Genomic DNA, 14637 nt, shown 5'->3' with positions numbered 1-14637 from the left:
AACCGATTACATTACTGCTTCTCAGGCCTGGCCTTGCAGCTTTCGGTGCAACATCGAGATGTTACGGCCCTGGGCAACAAAACTCGGCAGAGTGGCCGGAAGTTGGCGGCGAACTTTATCAGCATCGCCCTTGTTTGGGAAGCTCCCAAACACACAAGCTCCGGTGCCGGTCAATCTCGCTTCGGTAAATTTACCTAGCTGGATCAGTGCGTTACGTACATCCGGGTAACGCTTCTCGACGACCGGCTGGCAGTCGTTATGACCGTCCACCCCGAGAAGGCTGCGAACTTTAATGGGCGGAGTATCCCGTGTCAACTCGGGATCGGAGAAAACTTCTGCTGTGGAGACAAAGACTTGCGGCACAACGACGAGGAACCAGGGCTCGTCGAGTTCCACTGGCGTGAGCTGCTCGCCGACGCCTTCGGCAAATGCCGCTCGGCCGCGTACGAATACCGGGACGTCTGCGCCCAGGCTCAGGCCCAGTGCGGCAAGGCGGTCTTCGTCCCAGTCCAGTGACCACAAATGATTCAGCGCCAGCAGGGCAGTGGCGGCATCGGAACTGCCGCCGCCAATGCCACCGCCCATGGGCAGGCGCTTGTCCAGCCAGACATCGGCGCCCAGCTTCGTGCCGGATTGTTCCTGCAGCCGGCGTGCGGCTTTCACGATCAGGTTGCTGTCGTGGGGCACGCCTGCGATGTCGGTGTTCAGGCGGATTTCGCCGTCCTCGCGCACAGCGAACTGGAGTTCGTCGCCATGATCGAGAAATTGGAACAGGGTCTGCAACTCGTGGTAGCCGTCGGCGCGGCGACCGATGATGTGCAGGAACAGGTTGAGCTTGGCCGGTGCCGGCAGGGTCAGGCGGTCTTGCATGTCACTGCTGGCTCGCCTGGCCCAGCTGGCGCGGTTGCCAGGTTTTCACCACCAGGGTGACGTCCAGGTCCTGGCCGTGCAGCTTCAGGCGCTCGGGCAGCCAGTAGCCGTTCTGTTCGCTGTAGCGGGTGTATTCCACGTCCCAGCCGTCCTGTTGCAGCCTGGCCAGGCGGCTGTCGCTGTCGAGGGTCAGGCGACTCTTGCTGTCCGGGGCGGGCAGGCCGCGAATCCACCAGAGCAGGTGGGAAACCGGCAGGCGCCAGCCCATCTGCTGTTCCAGCAACTCTTCGGGGGAGGCGGCTTCATAGCGGCCCTGGCCGGCGACTTCGAGGGTCACGGCGCCTTCGCGGCCGGTCAGCCGCGCGGCGCCGCGGCCGAGCGGGCCGGACAGGCGGATGTCGTAGTAGTCCTGGCGCTGCAGCCAGAACAGGGTGCCGCTGCCCGAATCCTTGGGCGCGCGGATGCCGACCTTGCCGTCGATCTGCCAGCCGTCGAGGGTGGCGATACGGGCCTTGTGGGCATTCCAGGCGGTGGCGTTGCCCTGGCCTTCCAGGGCTTCGTGGGTGCCGAAGCTGGAGCAGCCGGCCAGCAGGGCCAGCGCGGCAGCGCCGATCAGGTGACGTAAACGCATAAATCAGAGGGTTCCGGAGCCGGTCAGGCGCAACATGGTGTCGCGCAGGACGGCGCTGTCAGGCTGGCTTTGCAGGGCGGTGGCCCAGACCTTGCGGGCTTCGCTCTGCTTGCCCTGGGCCCAGAGTACTTCGCCCAGGTGTGCGGCCACTTCGTGGTCGGGGAAGCGTTCCAGCGCCTTGCGCAGGTAAGTTTCCGCTTCGCTGAGGTTGCCCAGGCGATAATTCACCCAGCCCAGGCTGTCGAGGATCGCCGGGTCGTCCGGGTTCAGCGAGTGGGCCTTCTGGATCAGGTCGCGGGCTTCGCTGTAGCGGGTGGTGCGGTCGGCCAGGGTGTAGCCCAGCGCGTTGAGCGCCATGGCGTTGTCCGGCTCGCGCTGGATAATCAGGCGCAGGTCCTGCTCCATCTGTGCGAGATCGTTGCGCTTCTCGGCGAGCATGGAACGGGTGTAGAGCAGGTTGAGGTCGTCCGGGAACTGCTTGAGGCCTTGCTGGATGACGCTCCAGGCGCGATCGACCTGGTCGCGGTTGGACAGGCCTTCCGCTTCGATCAGGTACAGCTGGATGGCGTAGTCCGGTTGGCGGTCGCGGGTTTCGGCGAGGCGGCGCGAGGCATCGTCATAGCGTTTCTGGTCCAGCAGGATCTCGGTGGAGCGCAGCTGGGCCGGGAGGAAGTCGTTGCCCGGTCCGACCAGGGCGTACTCCTTGAGCGCGGTTTCCGGGTCCTTCTGCTCCTCGGCCAGGCGGCCCAGGTTGAAGTGGGCGGAGTCGACGTGGCTGTCGCGCTCCACCAGTTCCTGCAGGTAGACCTTGGCCTCGTCCCAGGCCTGGGCTTCGAGGCAGACCAGGGCCAGGGAGAAGCGCAGGTCGTCGTCATCGGGGAATTGCTCGACCAGCGCGGAGAACTCGGCCTTGGCGTCTTCCAGGCGGTTCTGCTCCACCAGCAGGCGGGCGTAGGCGAGGTGGACGCGCTTGTCGTCCGGGTGTTCCTTGATGCCGGCCTTGAGCAGTGGCAGCGCTTCATCGCTGCGCTTCATGCTCTGCAGCAGGCGGGCGCGCAGCAGCAGCGGGGCGACGTCGTGCTTGCTGGCGGAATTGTCTTCGAGCAGGTGCAGGGCTTCCTGCGGGCGGCCGTCCTGTTGCAGCAGCAGGGCCTTGCCGAACAGCAACTGGCCGTTGTCCGGGTACTTCTTCAACAGGCGATCGAAGCTCTGCAAGAGGCCTGCGCGGGTATCCGGGTCGGTCTCGGCGGCGGACAGCGCGAGGAAGTCGAAGTGGGTGTCGCCCTGGCCATTGAGGACTTTCTCCATGTACACCATGGATTCGTCGTACTGCCCGGTGCGCGCCAGCTGGATGGCGGCGGCGCGCTGGGCGTCGAGGTTGTCCGGCGCGGCCTTGGCCCAGATCAGCGAGGTGTCCAGGGCTTCCTGGTCGGCGCCCAGGTATTCGGCGATGCGGAACGCGCGCTCGGCGACGCCCGGGTCGCGGGTTTCCTTGGCCTGCTCGACATAGTTGGCGAGGGCGATGTCGAAGCGGTTGCGCTGGCCTGCCAGTTCGGCGGTCAGTAGCGAGAACATCGTGTCCTCGCTGAAGGAGCCGTACTTCTGGTCCTTCTGGGCAGCCGCGGCCTTGTCCTTCTCCGCGGAAGCACTGTCGGAATTTTTCTGTGTAAGAGACTGGCAGCCGCCGAGCAGCAGCAGAGCAGTCAGCAGCGCAAGAGACTTGTTCATAGAGGAAGGACGAGGGCCTGACCTGCGAAATGGGACCATCATGACATAAGGAAAGTGCCAATCCCATGGGCAAGCGCCGCTGGATGGCCTGTATACGATTTGCAGTGTGCGATACGTCGCGGGTGGTTGTCCTTCACTGGCCTAAGTAGGACAATTGCGGGCTTTCCGATCAGCATCAGCGATTCTGCATGGCCTTCATTGCCCTCGGCATCAACCACAAGACCGCGTCCGTGGCCGTGCGCGAGCGCGTGGCTTTTACTCCCGAGCAGATGGTCGAGGCCCTGCAGCTGCTGTGCAGGCTGACCTCCAGCCGCGAGGCCGCGATCCTCTCCACCTGCAACCGCAGCGAGCTCTACCTGGAGATCGAACACCCGGATGCCGGCGACGTGCTGGCCTGGCTGGCCGATTACCACAACCTGGGCATCGATGACCTGCGCGCCTGCGCCTACGTCCACCAGGACGAGGAAGCCGTGCGCCACATGATGCGCGTCGCGGCCGGCCTGGACTCCATGGTACTGGGCGAGCCGCAGATCCTCGGGCAGATGAAGTCCGCCTACGCGGTGGCCCGCGAGGCCGGCACCGTCGGGCCGATGCTCGGGCGCCTGTTCCAGGCTACCTTCAGCACCGCCAAGACCGTGCGCACCGACACGGCCATCGGCGAGAACCCGGTGTCGGTCGCATTCGCCGCTGTAAGCCTGGCCCGGCAGATATTCAGCGACCTGAGCCGCAGCCAGGCGTTGCTGATCGGCGCCGGCGAGACCATCACGCTGGTCGCTCGCCACCTGCACGAGCAGGGCGTGAAGCGCATCGTGGTCGCCAACCGCACCCTGGAGCGAGCCAGCCAACTGGCCGAGCAGTTCGGCGCACGCGCCATCCTGCTGGCAGACATGCCGGACGAGCTGGTCAACAGCGACATCGTCATCAGTTCCACCGCCAGCCAGTTGCCCATCCTCGGCAAGGGCGCGGTGGAGCGAGCCTTGAAGCAGCGCCGGCACAAGCCGATGTTCATGGTCGATATCGCCGTGCCGCGCGATATCGAGCCGGAAGTCGGCGAGCTGGAAGACGTCTACCTCTATAGCGTCGACGACCTCCACGAAGTGGTCGCCGAGAACCTCAAGAGCCGCCAGGGCGCCGCCCAGGCCGCTGAGGAGCTTGTCGGCGATGGCGTCGTCGAGTTCATGCAGCGCCTGCGCGAACTGGCCGCGGTCGACGTGCTGCGCGCCTATCGCCAGCAGGCCGAGCGCCTGCGCGACGAGGAAACCCAGAAGGCCCAGCGTCTGCTGGCCAATGGCGCCGACCCGATGGAAGTCATCGCCCAGCTCAGCCGTGGCCTGACCAATAAATTGCTGCACGCCCCCAGCGTGCAGATGAAGAAACTCTCCGCCGAGGGCCGCATCGATGCGCTGGCCGTCGCGCAGGAACTGTTCGCCCTCGAGGAGGGCACTGACAAGCGATGAAAGCGTCCCTCCTGAAAAAGCTGGATATCCTCAGCGATCGCTTCGAAGAGCTCACTGCGCTCCTGGGCGACGCCGAGGTGATCAGCGACCAGACCAAGTTCCGCGCCTACTCCCGTGAGTACGCCGAGGTGGAGCCGGTGATCCTTGCCTTCCGCGAGTTCCGCAAGGTGCAGTCCGATCTTGAAGGCGCCCAGGCGCTGCTCAAGGACAGCGACCCGGACCTGCGCGAAATGGCCGAGGAGGAGGTCGCCGAAGCGAAGAGTGCGCTGGTTGGCCTGGAGGACCGCCTGCAGCGCATGCTGCTGCCCAAGGACCCCAACGACGGCCGCAACGTCTTCCTGGAAATCCGCGCCGGCACCGGCGGCGACGAAGCCGCGATCTTCTCCGGCGACCTGTTCCGCATGTACTCGCGCTACGCCGAGAAGCAGGGCTGGCGTGTGGAAGTCATGTCCGAGAGCGAGGGAGAGCATGGCGGCTATAAGGAAGTGATTGCCCGCGTCGAGGGCGAAAGCGTCTTCGCCAAGCTCAAGTTCGAGTCCGGCGCACACCGCGTGCAGCGTGTGCCGGCGACCGAGTCCCAGGGTCGTATCCACACCTCGGCGTGCACCGTCGCGGTGCTGCCCGAGCCGGACGAACAGGCGGCCATCGAGATCAACCCAGCCGACCTGCGCGTGGACACCTACCGCTCCTCCGGTGCCGGCGGCCAGCACGTGAACAAGACCGACTCGGCGGTGCGCATCACGCACATTCCGTCGGGCATTGTGGTCGAGTGCCAGGAAGAGCGTTCGCAGCACAAGAACCGCGCCAAGGCCATGGCCTGGCTGGCGGCCAAGCTCAACGACCAGCAGCAGGCCGCGGCCCAGCAGGCGATCGCCAGCACGCGCAAGCTGCTGGTCGGTTCGGGTGATCGCTCCGAGCGCATCCGCACCTACAATTTCCCTCAGGGGCGCGTCACCGATCACCGCATCAACCTGACCCTGTATTCCCTGGGCGAAGTGATGGAAGGCGCGGTGGAGCAAGTGATCGAGCCCTTGCTGCAAGAGTTCCAGGCCGACCAGCTGGCCGCGCTCGGCGATTAAGAGAGCGACAGACCATGGCAACCATCATGACTCTGCTCAACGAGGCGCAATTGCCGGACTCGCCCAGTGCGCGCCTGGATGCCGAGCTGTTGCTCGCCGCCGCGTTGGGCAAACCGCGCAGCTTCCTGCGCACCTGGCCCGAACGCGTGGTCAGCCGTGAGGCGCACGACCTCTTCGACCGCTACCTGGCGCGCCGCCTAGCCGGCGAGCCGGTGGCCTACATCCTTGGCCGCCAGGGCTTCTGGAGCCTGGACCTGGAAGTCGCGCCGCATACCCTGATCCCGCGCCCGGACACCGAACTGCTGGTGGAGACCGCGCTGGCGCTGCTGCCGGCCTCGCCTTCCCGCGTGCTCGACCTGGGCACCGGCACTGGCGCCATTGCCCTCGCGCTGGCCTGTGAGCGCCTAAGCTGGCAAGTGCTGGGTGTGGACCGCATTCCCGAGGCCGTGGCCCTGGCCGAGCGCAACCGCGAGCGCCTGCGCCTGGCCAACGTCGCCTTCCGTGCCAGTCACTGGTTTTCTGCGGTCAATGGCGAGCGCTTCTCGCTGATCGTCAGCAACCCACCCTACATTCCCAGTACCGACCCGCACCTGAAGCAGGGCGACGTGCGCTTCGAGCCGTCGAGTGCTTTGGTCTCCGGCCAGGACGGGCTGGACGACATCCGCCTGATCATCAACCAGGCGCCGAACCATCTGGAAAATGGCGGTTGGCTGATGCTCGAACATGGCTTCGACCAGCCCGACGCCGTGCGCGACCTGCTGCTGGGCCGCGGCTTCACTGCCGTGGAAAGCCGCCGTGACCTGGGCGGCCACGAACGCATCAGCCTGGGGCGCTGGACATGCTGACCGACAACGAACTGCTGCGTTACAGCCGGCAGATTCTCCTGCCGCAGATCGATGTGGATGGCCAGCTACGCCTGAAAGACAGCCGTGTGCTGATCGTCGGCCTTGGTGGCCTTGGTGCGCCGGTGGCGCTGTATCTGGCCGCTGCCGGTGTCGGCGAGCTGCACCTGGCGGACTTCGATACGGTCGACCTGACCAACCTGCAGCGGCAGATCATCCACGACAGCGACAGCGTGGGAGTGAGCAAGGTGGATTCCGCCATTGCCCGCCTCACGGCGATCAATCCGGACGTGAAGCTGGTCGCCCATCGCCAGGCGCTGGACGCCGACTCCCTCGACGCCGCGGTTGCTGCCGTCGATCTCGTACTGGATTGCTGCGACAACTTCGGCACCCGGGAGGCGGTCAACGCCGCCTGCGTTGCCGCGAAGAAGCCGCTGGTGAGTGGCGCGGCCATTCGCCTGGAAGGGCAGCTCTCGGTGTTTGACCTGCGCCGTGAGGAAAGCCCCTGCTACCACTGCCTCTATGGCCATGGCAGCGAAGCCGAGCTGACTTGCAGCGAGGCCGGCGTGGTCGGTCCGCTGGTGGGCCTGGTGGGCAGCCTGCAGGCATTGGAAGCGCTGAAGCTGCTGGCTGGTTTCGGCGAGCCGCTGGTGGGCCGCCTGCTGCTGATCGATGCGCTGGGCTCGCGCTTCCGCGAGCTGCGGGTCAAGCGCGATCCGCAGTGCGCCGTGTGCGGAGCGGCACATGGCTGATGCCGCGCCGGTCGGTGTGTTCGACTCCGGCGTGGGCGGCCTGAGCGTCCTCCACGAAATCCGCGCGCGGCTGCCCCATGAATCGCTGATCTATCTCGCCGACTGCGGCCATGTACCCTACGGCGAGAAGACTCCCGAGTACATCCGCGCGCGTTGCCGTGCCATCGCCGAATTCCTTCTGGGCCGTGGCGCCAAGGCGTTGGTGCTGGCCTGCAACACTGCAACGGCCGCTGCGGCCGCCGACCTGCGCGAGCTTTATCCACAGCTGCCCATCGTTGCCATGGAGCCGGCGGTGAAGCCCGCCGCCGAGGCGACCCGCAGCGGTGTGGTGGGCGTACTCGCCACCACCGGGACCTTGAAGAGTGCGCGATTCGCCGCGTTGCTGGATCGTTTCGCCAGCGATGTGAGGGTTATCACCCAGCCTTGTCCTGGGTTGGTGGAGCGCATCGAGCTGGGCGATCTGGACGGCCCCCAGACCCGTGAACTGCTGATGAGTTATGTTGCGCCGCTGCTGGCCGAAGGCTGCGACACGCTGATCCTGGGCTGCACGCACTATCCTTTTTTGCGTCCGCTGCTGCGCCAACTGGTGCCCGCGGACGTTTCGCTGATCGACACCGGGGCCGCCGTAGCTCGCCAGCTTGAGCGGGTGCTGCAGGCACGGGGGATGCTGGCTGAAGGCCACGCAAAAAAAATTGAGCTATGGACCAGCGGCGCAGTCGAAGCCTTTGAACCGGTATTGCCAGTGCTCTGGGGAACTGACGAACCTGTCAGTCACTTCCCTGGCTGATGGAAAAATAGCTAGCTATCTACTTTGGTCTGTCAGTAAATGCTGACAAATGGCCTTATAATTGCCAGCTATTCGCGGGGATTTTTCATTCAGCTTTCTAATAAAGGACGTTTCGATGAAGAAACTGCTCTCGCTTGCCACTGTGGCAGCTCTGACTCTCGGATACATGGTCTCTTCGCAGGCAGCCAGCCTGACCGGCGCTGTCGGTTTCACCGGGCAGAACGACATGACCTACCGACTGGGCCTGGGTTTCGACTGGGACAAGAGTTGGTGGGAAACTTCGACGGGCCGCCTCACCGGTTACTGGGACGCCGGCTACACCTACTGGGAAGGCGGTGACCAAGCCAGTGGACGCCACTCGCTGTCCTTCAGCCCGGTATTCGTCTACGAATTTTCCGGCGAGAAGGTCAAACCCTTCGTTGAGGCAGGTATCGGCGTAGCCGTCTTCAGCGGTTCCCGTGTCGGCGACCAGGACCTGGGTGGCGCCTTCAACTTCGAGGATCGCCTGGGCGTCGGCCTGCGTTTCGGAGAGGGCCAGGCCTTGGGTGTCCGGGCCATGCACTACTCCAACGCCGGTATCAGCCAGCCGAACGATGGCATCGAATCCTACAGCCTTTATTACACGCATCCGCTGTAACAGATCGCTGATAAAAAGCCGGGCCCAGCGCCCGGCTTTTTTATGTGCGCCATATCGAGGTTCAGCCGCACCCACGAAGAGGGGCCTCAGCGGGAGTTTGCGAGGCTTTTGAACGCCTCCAGCGCCCGCTCCCGCGTGGCCGAGAGGTCGCACATCGGCTGTGGATAACCGTCAGGCCCGAACAGGCCCTGCTTCGACGGATCGTGCAGCGCGCGCCCCTGCAGTCCGGCCAGCTCCGGAACCCAGCGGCGGATGAATCGGCCGTCCGGGTCGAAGCGCTCGGATTGCGAGATCGGGTTGAAGATGCGGAAGTAGGGCGCCGCATCGGTCCCCGTGGAGGCGCTCCACTGCCAGCCGCCGTTGTTCGCCGCCAGGTCGCCGTCGATCAGGTGGCGCATGAACCAGCGTTCCCCCTCGCGCCAGTCGATCAGCAGGTTCTTGGTCAGGAACATCGCCACCACCATGCGCAGGCGGTTGTGCATCCAGCCGGTGGCGAGCAACTGGCGCATGGCGGCGTCGATGATGGGGAAGCCGGTACGACCCTGCTGCCAGTCTTCCAGGTCCTTCTTGTCCTGGCGCCACTTCAGCTTCTCGGTGTCTTCGCGGAATGCGCGGTGCCGGCTCACGCGCGGGAAGCCGACCAGGATGTGCTTGTAGAACTCGCGCCAGAGCAGCTCGTTGATCCAGCTGACTGCGCCACTGTTGCCGGTCTCGAACTCGCCATGGTTATTCGCCAGCGCCGCATGCAGGCATTGCCGGGGCGAGAGCACGCCAGCGGCCAGGTAGGGCGATAGGCGGCTGGTGCCGTCGCGGGCGGGAAGGTCGCGGGTGTCCTGGTAGGTCCTGAGGATCTCGTCGGTGAACAGCACGATGCGCTCGTGCGCGGCGTCTTCGCCGGCGGGCCATTCTTCGCGCAGTTGCGGCGGCGGAGGCTCGAAGCCTTCTATGTATTCGGGCACCTCATCGCTGGCGATATTCAGCTCCTGCTGTGAGCGGGGCGCAGGCACAAGGCTGGGTACGCTCAGGTTGAGGCGTTCGTAGCAGACCTTGCGGAACTGGCTGTAGACCTGGAAGTAGGTGCCGCTCTTGGTGAGGAGGGTGCCGGGTGTGAAGAACAGCTGGTCAAGGTGGCTGCGCAAGCGGACACCGCTGTGCACCAGCTCCCTCTCCATGGCGGCGTCGCGGGCCGTTTCGTTGACGCCGTACTCCTCGTTCACGTGCAGCGTCTCGATGTCCAGCTCGCGGCAGAGTTGCGCGATGACCTTCGGTGCCTCGTCCCAGTAGTCCGCTGTGCGGATGAGCAGCGGGATGTGCAGCTCGCCGAGGCCGGTGCGCAGCTCGCGCAGGTTGCGCAGCCAGAAGTCGACCTTGCTCGGTGCATCGTCGTGGCGTTGCCACTGGCTGGGGCTGAGCAGGTAAAGGGCTATCACCGGTCCGCGCTCGGCGGCGGCGTGCAGGGCACTGTTGTCGCGCAGGCGCAGGTCGGTGCGCAGCCAGACGAGTTGGCGCTTCATGCAGCCTCCCCGTTGAGCAGGTGCAGCTCGCGCAGCAGGTCGAACGCGGCGACTGGGTCGCTCGCCAGGTGCAGCGGCGGTTCGCCGATGGCCAGTTCCTGCAGCGCATCGGGGTGGATGGCAGTGGCGGGGCCGGCCAGCAGGCGCGGGCAGTCGACGCCAGCCAGCAGTCTGGGCAGTTGCAACAGATTCAGCGTGTGGCTGGAGTAGAGCAGCACGGCGCGTGGCTGCAGTCGCTCCACCGCCAGTGCCAACTCGCCCGGCGGTAGCGGGCAGTCGAGTATTTCCAGTGGGCAGCCGGCGCTGCTGGCCAGCCAGGCGGTGAGCCACAGGCCCGGCTCCAGCGGCAAGCCGGACTGGTTGACCAGCAGCAGCGGGGCACCGCGTTGCTGGCGGTTGTGGTGGTACAGGCGGGTGCCGAACTTGGTGCGCAGCCAGGTATGGAAGAACACCCGTTCCAGCTGCGCGCCGAACTGGCCCTGCCAGCGCCGTTCCAGTTCGTCCAGCAGCGGCAGCATCAATTGTTCGCAGAGTGTCTGTGCGGGGTAGATCGCCAGCGCGCCATTGAACAGTTCGTCCAACTGGCGCTCGCTGATTCGGCCGATGGCGGCGATGCATTGCTGGCGCAGGTCGTCCCAGGGGGAGGCGGAGGTGTCCACCGGCAGCGGCGCGTTGTCGTCGAGTAGCGCGCGGATCTTGCTCACTGCCACGCCTCGGCCGAGCCAGGTAAGGATGGCCTGGATGCGCGAGATCTGCGCTTCGGAGTAGAGGCGGTGGCCCTTGGGCGTGCGCTGGGGGACGACCAGGCCGTAGCGGCGTTCCCAGGCGCGCAGGGTGACCGGGTTGACGCCGGTGCGCCGGGATACTTCGCGGATCGGCAGCCAGCCGTCGGCCAGGGCCTGGCGGTAGTCGTCGTCCGACTCGCGGTGAGGGTGGTCGGGGTTCATGGGGATCCTGTGGGTACGTCAGATGGCATTGCGCAGGCTCAGGTCTTCCGGGTGCGGTTGCAGGTAAGCCTGAGCGTCGATGTAGGGGTGCGGGTGCAGGCGGAAGTGGTGCTTGAGCAGGGTCAGCGGCACCACCAGCGGTATCACGCCTTCGCGGTACTGATCGATCAGGCGCTGCATCTCGGCCTTCTCGGCGGAGGGCAGGTCGTGCTTGAGGTAGCCGGCCAGGTGCTGCAGGACATTGCTGTGGGTACCGCGGGTGGCGCAACTACCCAGGGCCTGCATGAAGTCGCGGAAATAGCCCGGGGCGAAGTCTTCCAGCGGCTGTTCGCCGATCTTCGCCAGACGCTGGCCGAGGGCGCTGTACTGACGCGGGTTGTGTGCCAGCAGCTGGTACTTGTAGCGCGAGTGGAAGGTGATCACTGCATGGCGCGTGAGGCCCTGGGTACAGAGCTTCTGCCATTCGGCGCAGGCGAAGACGCGAGTGAGGAAGTTCTCGCGGATTACCGGATCGTTGAGCCGGCCTTCTTCTTCCACCGGCAGTTCCGGGCGCGCGGCGCAGAAGGTTTCCGTATACAGCCCGCGCCCGCCCGCTGAGCGCAACTGGCCGTCGAAGCGGTACAGCTTCACCCGGTGCAGGCCGCAGGAGGGCGATTGCTGCATGAAGATGTAGCCACAGATGTCCTGCTGCAGAGTGGCCTGCTGGCGGCCGAAATTGCGCAGGGCTTCGCTGACGTCGCGGCCGCCCTCGCGCTGGATCAGCGCGCGGGGATCATCCTGGTCGCCCACCAGACGCAGGGTTGGGCGTGGCACGCCGAGGCCGATGGCGACTTCTGGGCACAGCGGGACGAAGTCGAAATAGCGGCTGAGCACGTCCAGGCACAGTCGCGAGGCCTTGTGCCCGCCGTTGTAGCGCACCGGTTCGCCCAGCAGGCAGGCGCTGATGCCGAGCTTGGGACGTGGCGGGATGCTGGACATGGTTTTGACCGATTTCTTGTACATTATGATTTATTTGTACAACTATCGGCCAGGATAGACGCAAGCCTGTACAAGTGCAAAGCTTTGTACAGGGGCGGGACGCCAGCGTGGGGCTTCACGGCCTCTCCGGAAGCTGAGGGCCGTGCGCGATCAGAGGTGTTCGAGCAGGCGGCGGGCGGCTTCCAGGCCGCTCAGCCAGGCGCCTTCGACGCGACCGGAAAGGCACCAGTCGCCGCAGGCGTAGATGCCCAGGTCAGCATCGGCCAGGGCGCCGAACTGATGGGCTTCCATGGGCCGGGCGTAGAGCCAGCGGTGGGCGAGTGCGAAGTCGGGCGCGTGCACGGCGCAGCCGATCAACTCGGCGAAGGCCCCGCGCAGGTGTTCGATCACGCTTTCCTTGGGCAGGTCGATGTGCTGCTTGCTCCAGCCGCTGGCGGCGTGCAGCACCCAGGTGTCCAGTTGTTCGTCGCGCCCCGGCTTGGAGTGGTTGCTGGCCAGCCAGGACAGCGGGCCCTCGTGGACGAAGCAGCCTTGCACCGGCGTATCCAGCGGTTCGCGGAAGGCCAGGGCAACGGCCCAGGTGGGTTCCATGGGAATGCTCGCGGCGGCGGCGGCCAGCTTAGGCGCGCTGGCCAGGAGGGCGGCGGCCTGTGGCGCAGGGGTGGCGACCAGCACGCGGCTGAACGGACCGTGCGTCTGCCCCTCGGAGTCCTGCAGGTGCCAGTGCTCCTCGCCGCGGTATACCTCGGTGATGCGGCAGGCGAAGGTGACGACCTGGTCCTGCAGCAGTGCACGAGTAATCGCGCTCATGCGCGGGGTGCCGACCCAGCGTGGCTGCTCGTCGGGAGAGGGGCTGAGCTCGCCGTCGCGGTACTGGTAGAGGGCTGGGTCCCATTCGGCGACCCAGCCATGCTCGCGCCACTGCTGAATGGCGTCGAGGAAGCGGCGGTCGCGGGCGGTGAAGTACTGTGCGCCGAGGTCCAGTGCACCGGCCTCGCTGCGCTTGCTGGCCATCCGGCCGCCGCTGCCGTGGCCCTTGTCGAACAGCTGGACGTCCTGTCCGGCGTCACGCAGGGCGTGGGCCGCCGATAGTCCGGCGATACCGGTGCCGATAATGGCAATGGGGGCGCTCATGACATGCCTCGTATTCTGGGTCTTTCAGCGTAACGAGCGGGATGCTCTTGTACAAACGAAACTATCTGTACAATTGTGTTTCAGTTGCCTGCGCTCGTCATCGATAGGAATCCGATCATCGGAACCTTCGGTGCCGCATCGGTTCATTCAGAGATGAGCCCGGCTCGGGTTCCGGCACTTACAGCGTAGACCTCGCCGCAGAGGGAGTGTCAATGCAATCGCCTCCCTCTCGTCCAGACTGATGGAAGGTGGAACAACGCAACAAGGAGTTCGCCATGCATATTCTCTTGACCGGCGGTACCGGCCTGATCGGCCGCCGCCTCTGCCGCCAGTGGAGCGCCAAGGGGCACCAGCTCACCGTGCTCAGCCGCCAGCCGCAGCGCGTTCCGTCGCTGTGCGGCGAGACGGTGCGCGGCATCGCCGACTTCGAAGGCTATGGCGACGGGCCGCTGGACGCAGTGGTCAACCTGGCCGGCGAGCCGATTGCCGACAAGCCGTGGAGTGCCCGGCGCAAGGCCTTGCTGTGGGACAGCCGGGTGCGCCTGACCGAGCGCCTGGTGGCCTGGCTGGAAAGCCGCAGCCAGCGTCCGGCAGTGCTGATCAACGGCTCGGCGGTCGGCTGGTATGGCGACGCGGGTGAGCGCCCGTTGGAAGAGAACAGCGCAGCGGCCGGCGAAGACTTCGCCAGCGAGCTGTGCCTGGCCTGGGAGCAGATCGCCCGCGAGGCCGAGGCACTGGGCATCCGTGTGGTCCTGGTGCGTACCGGGTTGGTGCTGGCGCCCGAAGGTGGCTTCCTCAAGCGCCTGTTGCCGCCGTTCCGCCTGGGCGCGGGCGGGCGATTGGGGGACGGTCGCCAGTGGATGTCCTGGATCCATATAGAGGACCAGATCGCCCTGATCGATTTTCTTTTGCGCAAGGCCGATGCCGAGGGTCCCTATAATGCTTGCGCGCCGCAGCCGGTGCGCAACCGTGACTTCACCCAGGAGCTGGGCCAGGCACTGCACCGGCCGACGCTGATGCCCATGCCGGGTTTCGCCCTGCGCCTGCTGCTGGGCGAGATGTCGACCCTGCTGCTGGGCGGCCAGCGCATCGTGCCGCGACGCCTGCTGGACGCCGGCTTCGAGTTTCGTTTCCCGGAGCTGAAGGAGGCCCTGGCCGACGTGCTTCGCGAGGCCCGCTGAACCCCGGCCTGCCGAGGCCCTGCGACATCGGTGACAGCCTCGGGGCCTCTTGATGGAGCGAGCTGCGTGTAAACTGCGCAGCCCGCACGATGACCGCCTA

14 protein-coding genes are annotated in these 14637 nt (G+C 65.8%); 7 read left to right on the top strand and 7 right to left on the bottom strand.

Annotated elements, in window-relative coordinates; genetic code table 11:
* Positions 1-21: 21 nt before the first annotated feature.
* From ispE to PNI01S_RS18240, 3 genes are read right to left on the bottom strand one after another with little or no spacing between them, the layout of a single operon-like run.
* Entirely contained in the window at positions 22-870 is an 849-nt protein-coding gene (gene ispE / locus PNI01S_RS18250) for a 4-(cytidine 5'-diphospho)-2-C-methyl-D-erythritol kinase (protein ID WP_084358750.1), read from the bottom strand.
* 1 nt (position 871) lies between these two features.
* On the bottom strand, positions 872-1501 hold the full coding sequence (gene lolB, locus PNI01S_RS18245) for a lipoprotein insertase outer membrane protein LolB (protein ID WP_024762571.1): 630 nt from the start codon (positions 1499-1501) through the stop codon (positions 872-874).
* Between the two features lie 3 nt (positions 1502-1504).
* Positions 1505-3271: a tetratricopeptide repeat protein gene (locus PNI01S_RS18240; RefSeq protein ID WP_169890142.1), complete on the bottom strand. Its 1767-nt coding sequence runs from the start codon at positions 3269-3271 to the stop codon at positions 1505-1507.
* A gap of 146 nt (positions 3272-3417) precedes the next feature.
* On the opposite strand from PNI01S_RS18240, the gene hemA reads away from it, so the two are divergent.
* From hemA to PNI01S_RS18210, 6 genes are all read left to right on the top strand, one after another.
* A complete protein-coding gene (hemA, locus tag PNI01S_RS18235) occupies positions 3418-4686 on the top strand; it encodes a glutamyl-tRNA reductase (protein ID WP_038803562.1) in 1269 nt (422 codons plus the stop codon).
* Positions 4683-5765, top strand: a complete 1083-nt coding sequence (prfA, locus tag PNI01S_RS18230; protein ID WP_084358749.1) for a peptide chain release factor 1 — start codon at positions 4683-4685, stop codon at positions 5763-5765. Before hemA ends, prfA begins: the two co-directional genes overlap by 4 nt.
* Positions 5766-5779: 14 nt before the next feature.
* Positions 5780-6610 (top strand): peptide chain release factor N(5)-glutamine methyltransferase, encoded by an 831-nt coding sequence (prmC, locus tag PNI01S_RS18225; protein ID WP_084358748.1) that lies wholly within the window; start codon positions 5780-5782, stop codon positions 6608-6610.
* Positions 6604-7359 (top strand): molybdopterin-synthase adenylyltransferase MoeB, encoded by a 756-nt coding sequence (locus PNI01S_RS18220; RefSeq protein WP_084358747.1) that lies wholly within the window; start codon positions 6604-6606, stop codon positions 7357-7359. Before prmC ends, PNI01S_RS18220 begins: the two co-directional genes overlap by 7 nt.
* Positions 7352-8146: a glutamate racemase gene (murI, locus tag PNI01S_RS18215; RefSeq protein ID WP_024762575.1), complete on the top strand. Its 795-nt coding sequence runs from the start codon at positions 7352-7354 to the stop codon at positions 8144-8146. The genes PNI01S_RS18220 and murI overlap by 8 nt, the downstream gene beginning before the upstream one ends.
* A gap of 115 nt (positions 8147-8261) precedes the next feature.
* Positions 8262-8783: an acyloxyacyl hydrolase gene (locus PNI01S_RS18210; RefSeq protein WP_084358746.1), complete on the top strand. Its 522-nt coding sequence runs from the start codon at positions 8262-8264 to the stop codon at positions 8781-8783.
* Between the two features lie 86 nt (positions 8784-8869).
* Here PNI01S_RS18210 and phrB read toward each other — a convergent pair whose 3' ends face one another.
* The 4 genes from phrB to PNI01S_RS18190 all read right to left on the bottom strand — a co-directional run bounded on the left by phrB (position 8870) and on the right by PNI01S_RS18190 (position 13356).
* Entirely contained in the window at positions 8870-10297 is a 1428-nt protein-coding gene (gene phrB / locus PNI01S_RS18205; protein ID WP_084358745.1) for a deoxyribodipyrimidine photo-lyase, read from the bottom strand.
* Positions 10294-11244, bottom strand: a complete 951-nt coding sequence (locus tag PNI01S_RS18200) for a MerR family transcriptional regulator (protein ID WP_084358744.1) — start codon at positions 11242-11244, stop codon at positions 10294-10296. Before PNI01S_RS18200 ends, phrB begins: the two co-directional genes overlap by 4 nt.
* Before the next feature lie 18 nt (positions 11245-11262).
* Positions 11263-12222: a YbgA family protein gene (locus PNI01S_RS18195; protein ID WP_037011966.1), complete on the bottom strand. Its 960-nt coding sequence runs from the start codon at positions 12220-12222 to the stop codon at positions 11263-11265.
* A 150-nt stretch (positions 12223-12372) separates the two neighbouring features.
* Entirely contained in the window at positions 12373-13356 is a 984-nt protein-coding gene (locus PNI01S_RS18190) for an NAD(P)/FAD-dependent oxidoreductase (RefSeq protein ID WP_024762580.1), read from the bottom strand.
* A gap of 275 nt (positions 13357-13631) precedes the next feature.
* On the opposite strand from PNI01S_RS18190, the gene PNI01S_RS18185 reads away from it, so the two are divergent.
* Positions 13632-14537: a TIGR01777 family oxidoreductase gene (locus PNI01S_RS18185; protein ID WP_084358743.1), complete on the top strand. Its 906-nt coding sequence runs from the start codon at positions 13632-13634 to the stop codon at positions 14535-14537.
* Positions 14538-14637: the final 100 nt, after the last annotated feature.

The sequence above is a fragment of the Pseudomonas nitroreducens NBRC 12694 genome (assembly GCF_002091755.1).
Classification (GTDB): Bacteria; Pseudomonadota; Gammaproteobacteria; order Pseudomonadales; family Pseudomonadaceae; genus Pseudomonas; species Pseudomonas nitroreducens.
The sequence above is the reverse complement of the archived record's forward strand: the minus strand, read 5'-3'. Positions and strand labels throughout refer to the sequence as shown.

Coding starts and splice junctions, on each gene's coding strand:
- ispE (WP_084358750.1), bottom strand. CDS start 870: ATGCAAGACCGCCTGACCCTGCCGGCACCGGCCAAGCTCAACCTGTTC.
- lolB (WP_024762571.1), bottom strand. CDS start 1,501: ATGCGTTTACGTCACCTGATCGGCGCTGCCGCGCTGGCCCTGCTGGCC.
- PNI01S_RS18240 (WP_169890142.1), bottom strand. CDS start 3,271: ATGATGGTCCCATTTCGCAGGTCAGGCCCTCGTCCTTCCTCTATGAAC.
- hemA (WP_038803562.1), top strand. CDS start 3,418: ATGGCCTTCATTGCCCTCGGCATCAACCACAAGACCGCGTCCGTGGCC.
- prfA (WP_084358749.1), top strand. CDS start 4,683: ATGAAAGCGTCCCTCCTGAAAAAGCTGGATATCCTCAGCGATCGCTTC.
- prmC (WP_084358748.1), top strand. CDS start 5,780: ATGGCAACCATCATGACTCTGCTCAACGAGGCGCAATTGCCGGACTCG.
- PNI01S_RS18220 (WP_084358747.1), top strand. CDS start 6,604: ATGCTGACCGACAACGAACTGCTGCGTTACAGCCGGCAGATTCTCCTG.
- murI (WP_024762575.1), top strand. CDS start 7,352: ATGGCTGATGCCGCGCCGGTCGGTGTGTTCGACTCCGGCGTGGGCGGC.
- PNI01S_RS18210 (WP_084358746.1), top strand. CDS start 8,262: ATGAAGAAACTGCTCTCGCTTGCCACTGTGGCAGCTCTGACTCTCGGA.
- phrB (WP_084358745.1), bottom strand. CDS start 10,297: ATGAAGCGCCAACTCGTCTGGCTGCGCACCGACCTGCGCCTGCGCGAC.
- PNI01S_RS18200 (WP_084358744.1), bottom strand. CDS start 11,244: ATGAACCCCGACCACCCTCACCGCGAGTCGGACGACGACTACCGCCAG.
- PNI01S_RS18195 (WP_037011966.1), bottom strand. CDS start 12,222: ATGTCCAGCATCCCGCCACGTCCCAAGCTCGGCATCAGCGCCTGCCTG.
- PNI01S_RS18190 (WP_024762580.1), bottom strand. CDS start 13,356: ATGAGCGCCCCCATTGCCATTATCGGCACCGGTATCGCCGGACTATCG.
- PNI01S_RS18185 (WP_084358743.1), top strand. CDS start 13,632: ATGCATATTCTCTTGACCGGCGGTACCGGCCTGATCGGCCGCCGCCTC.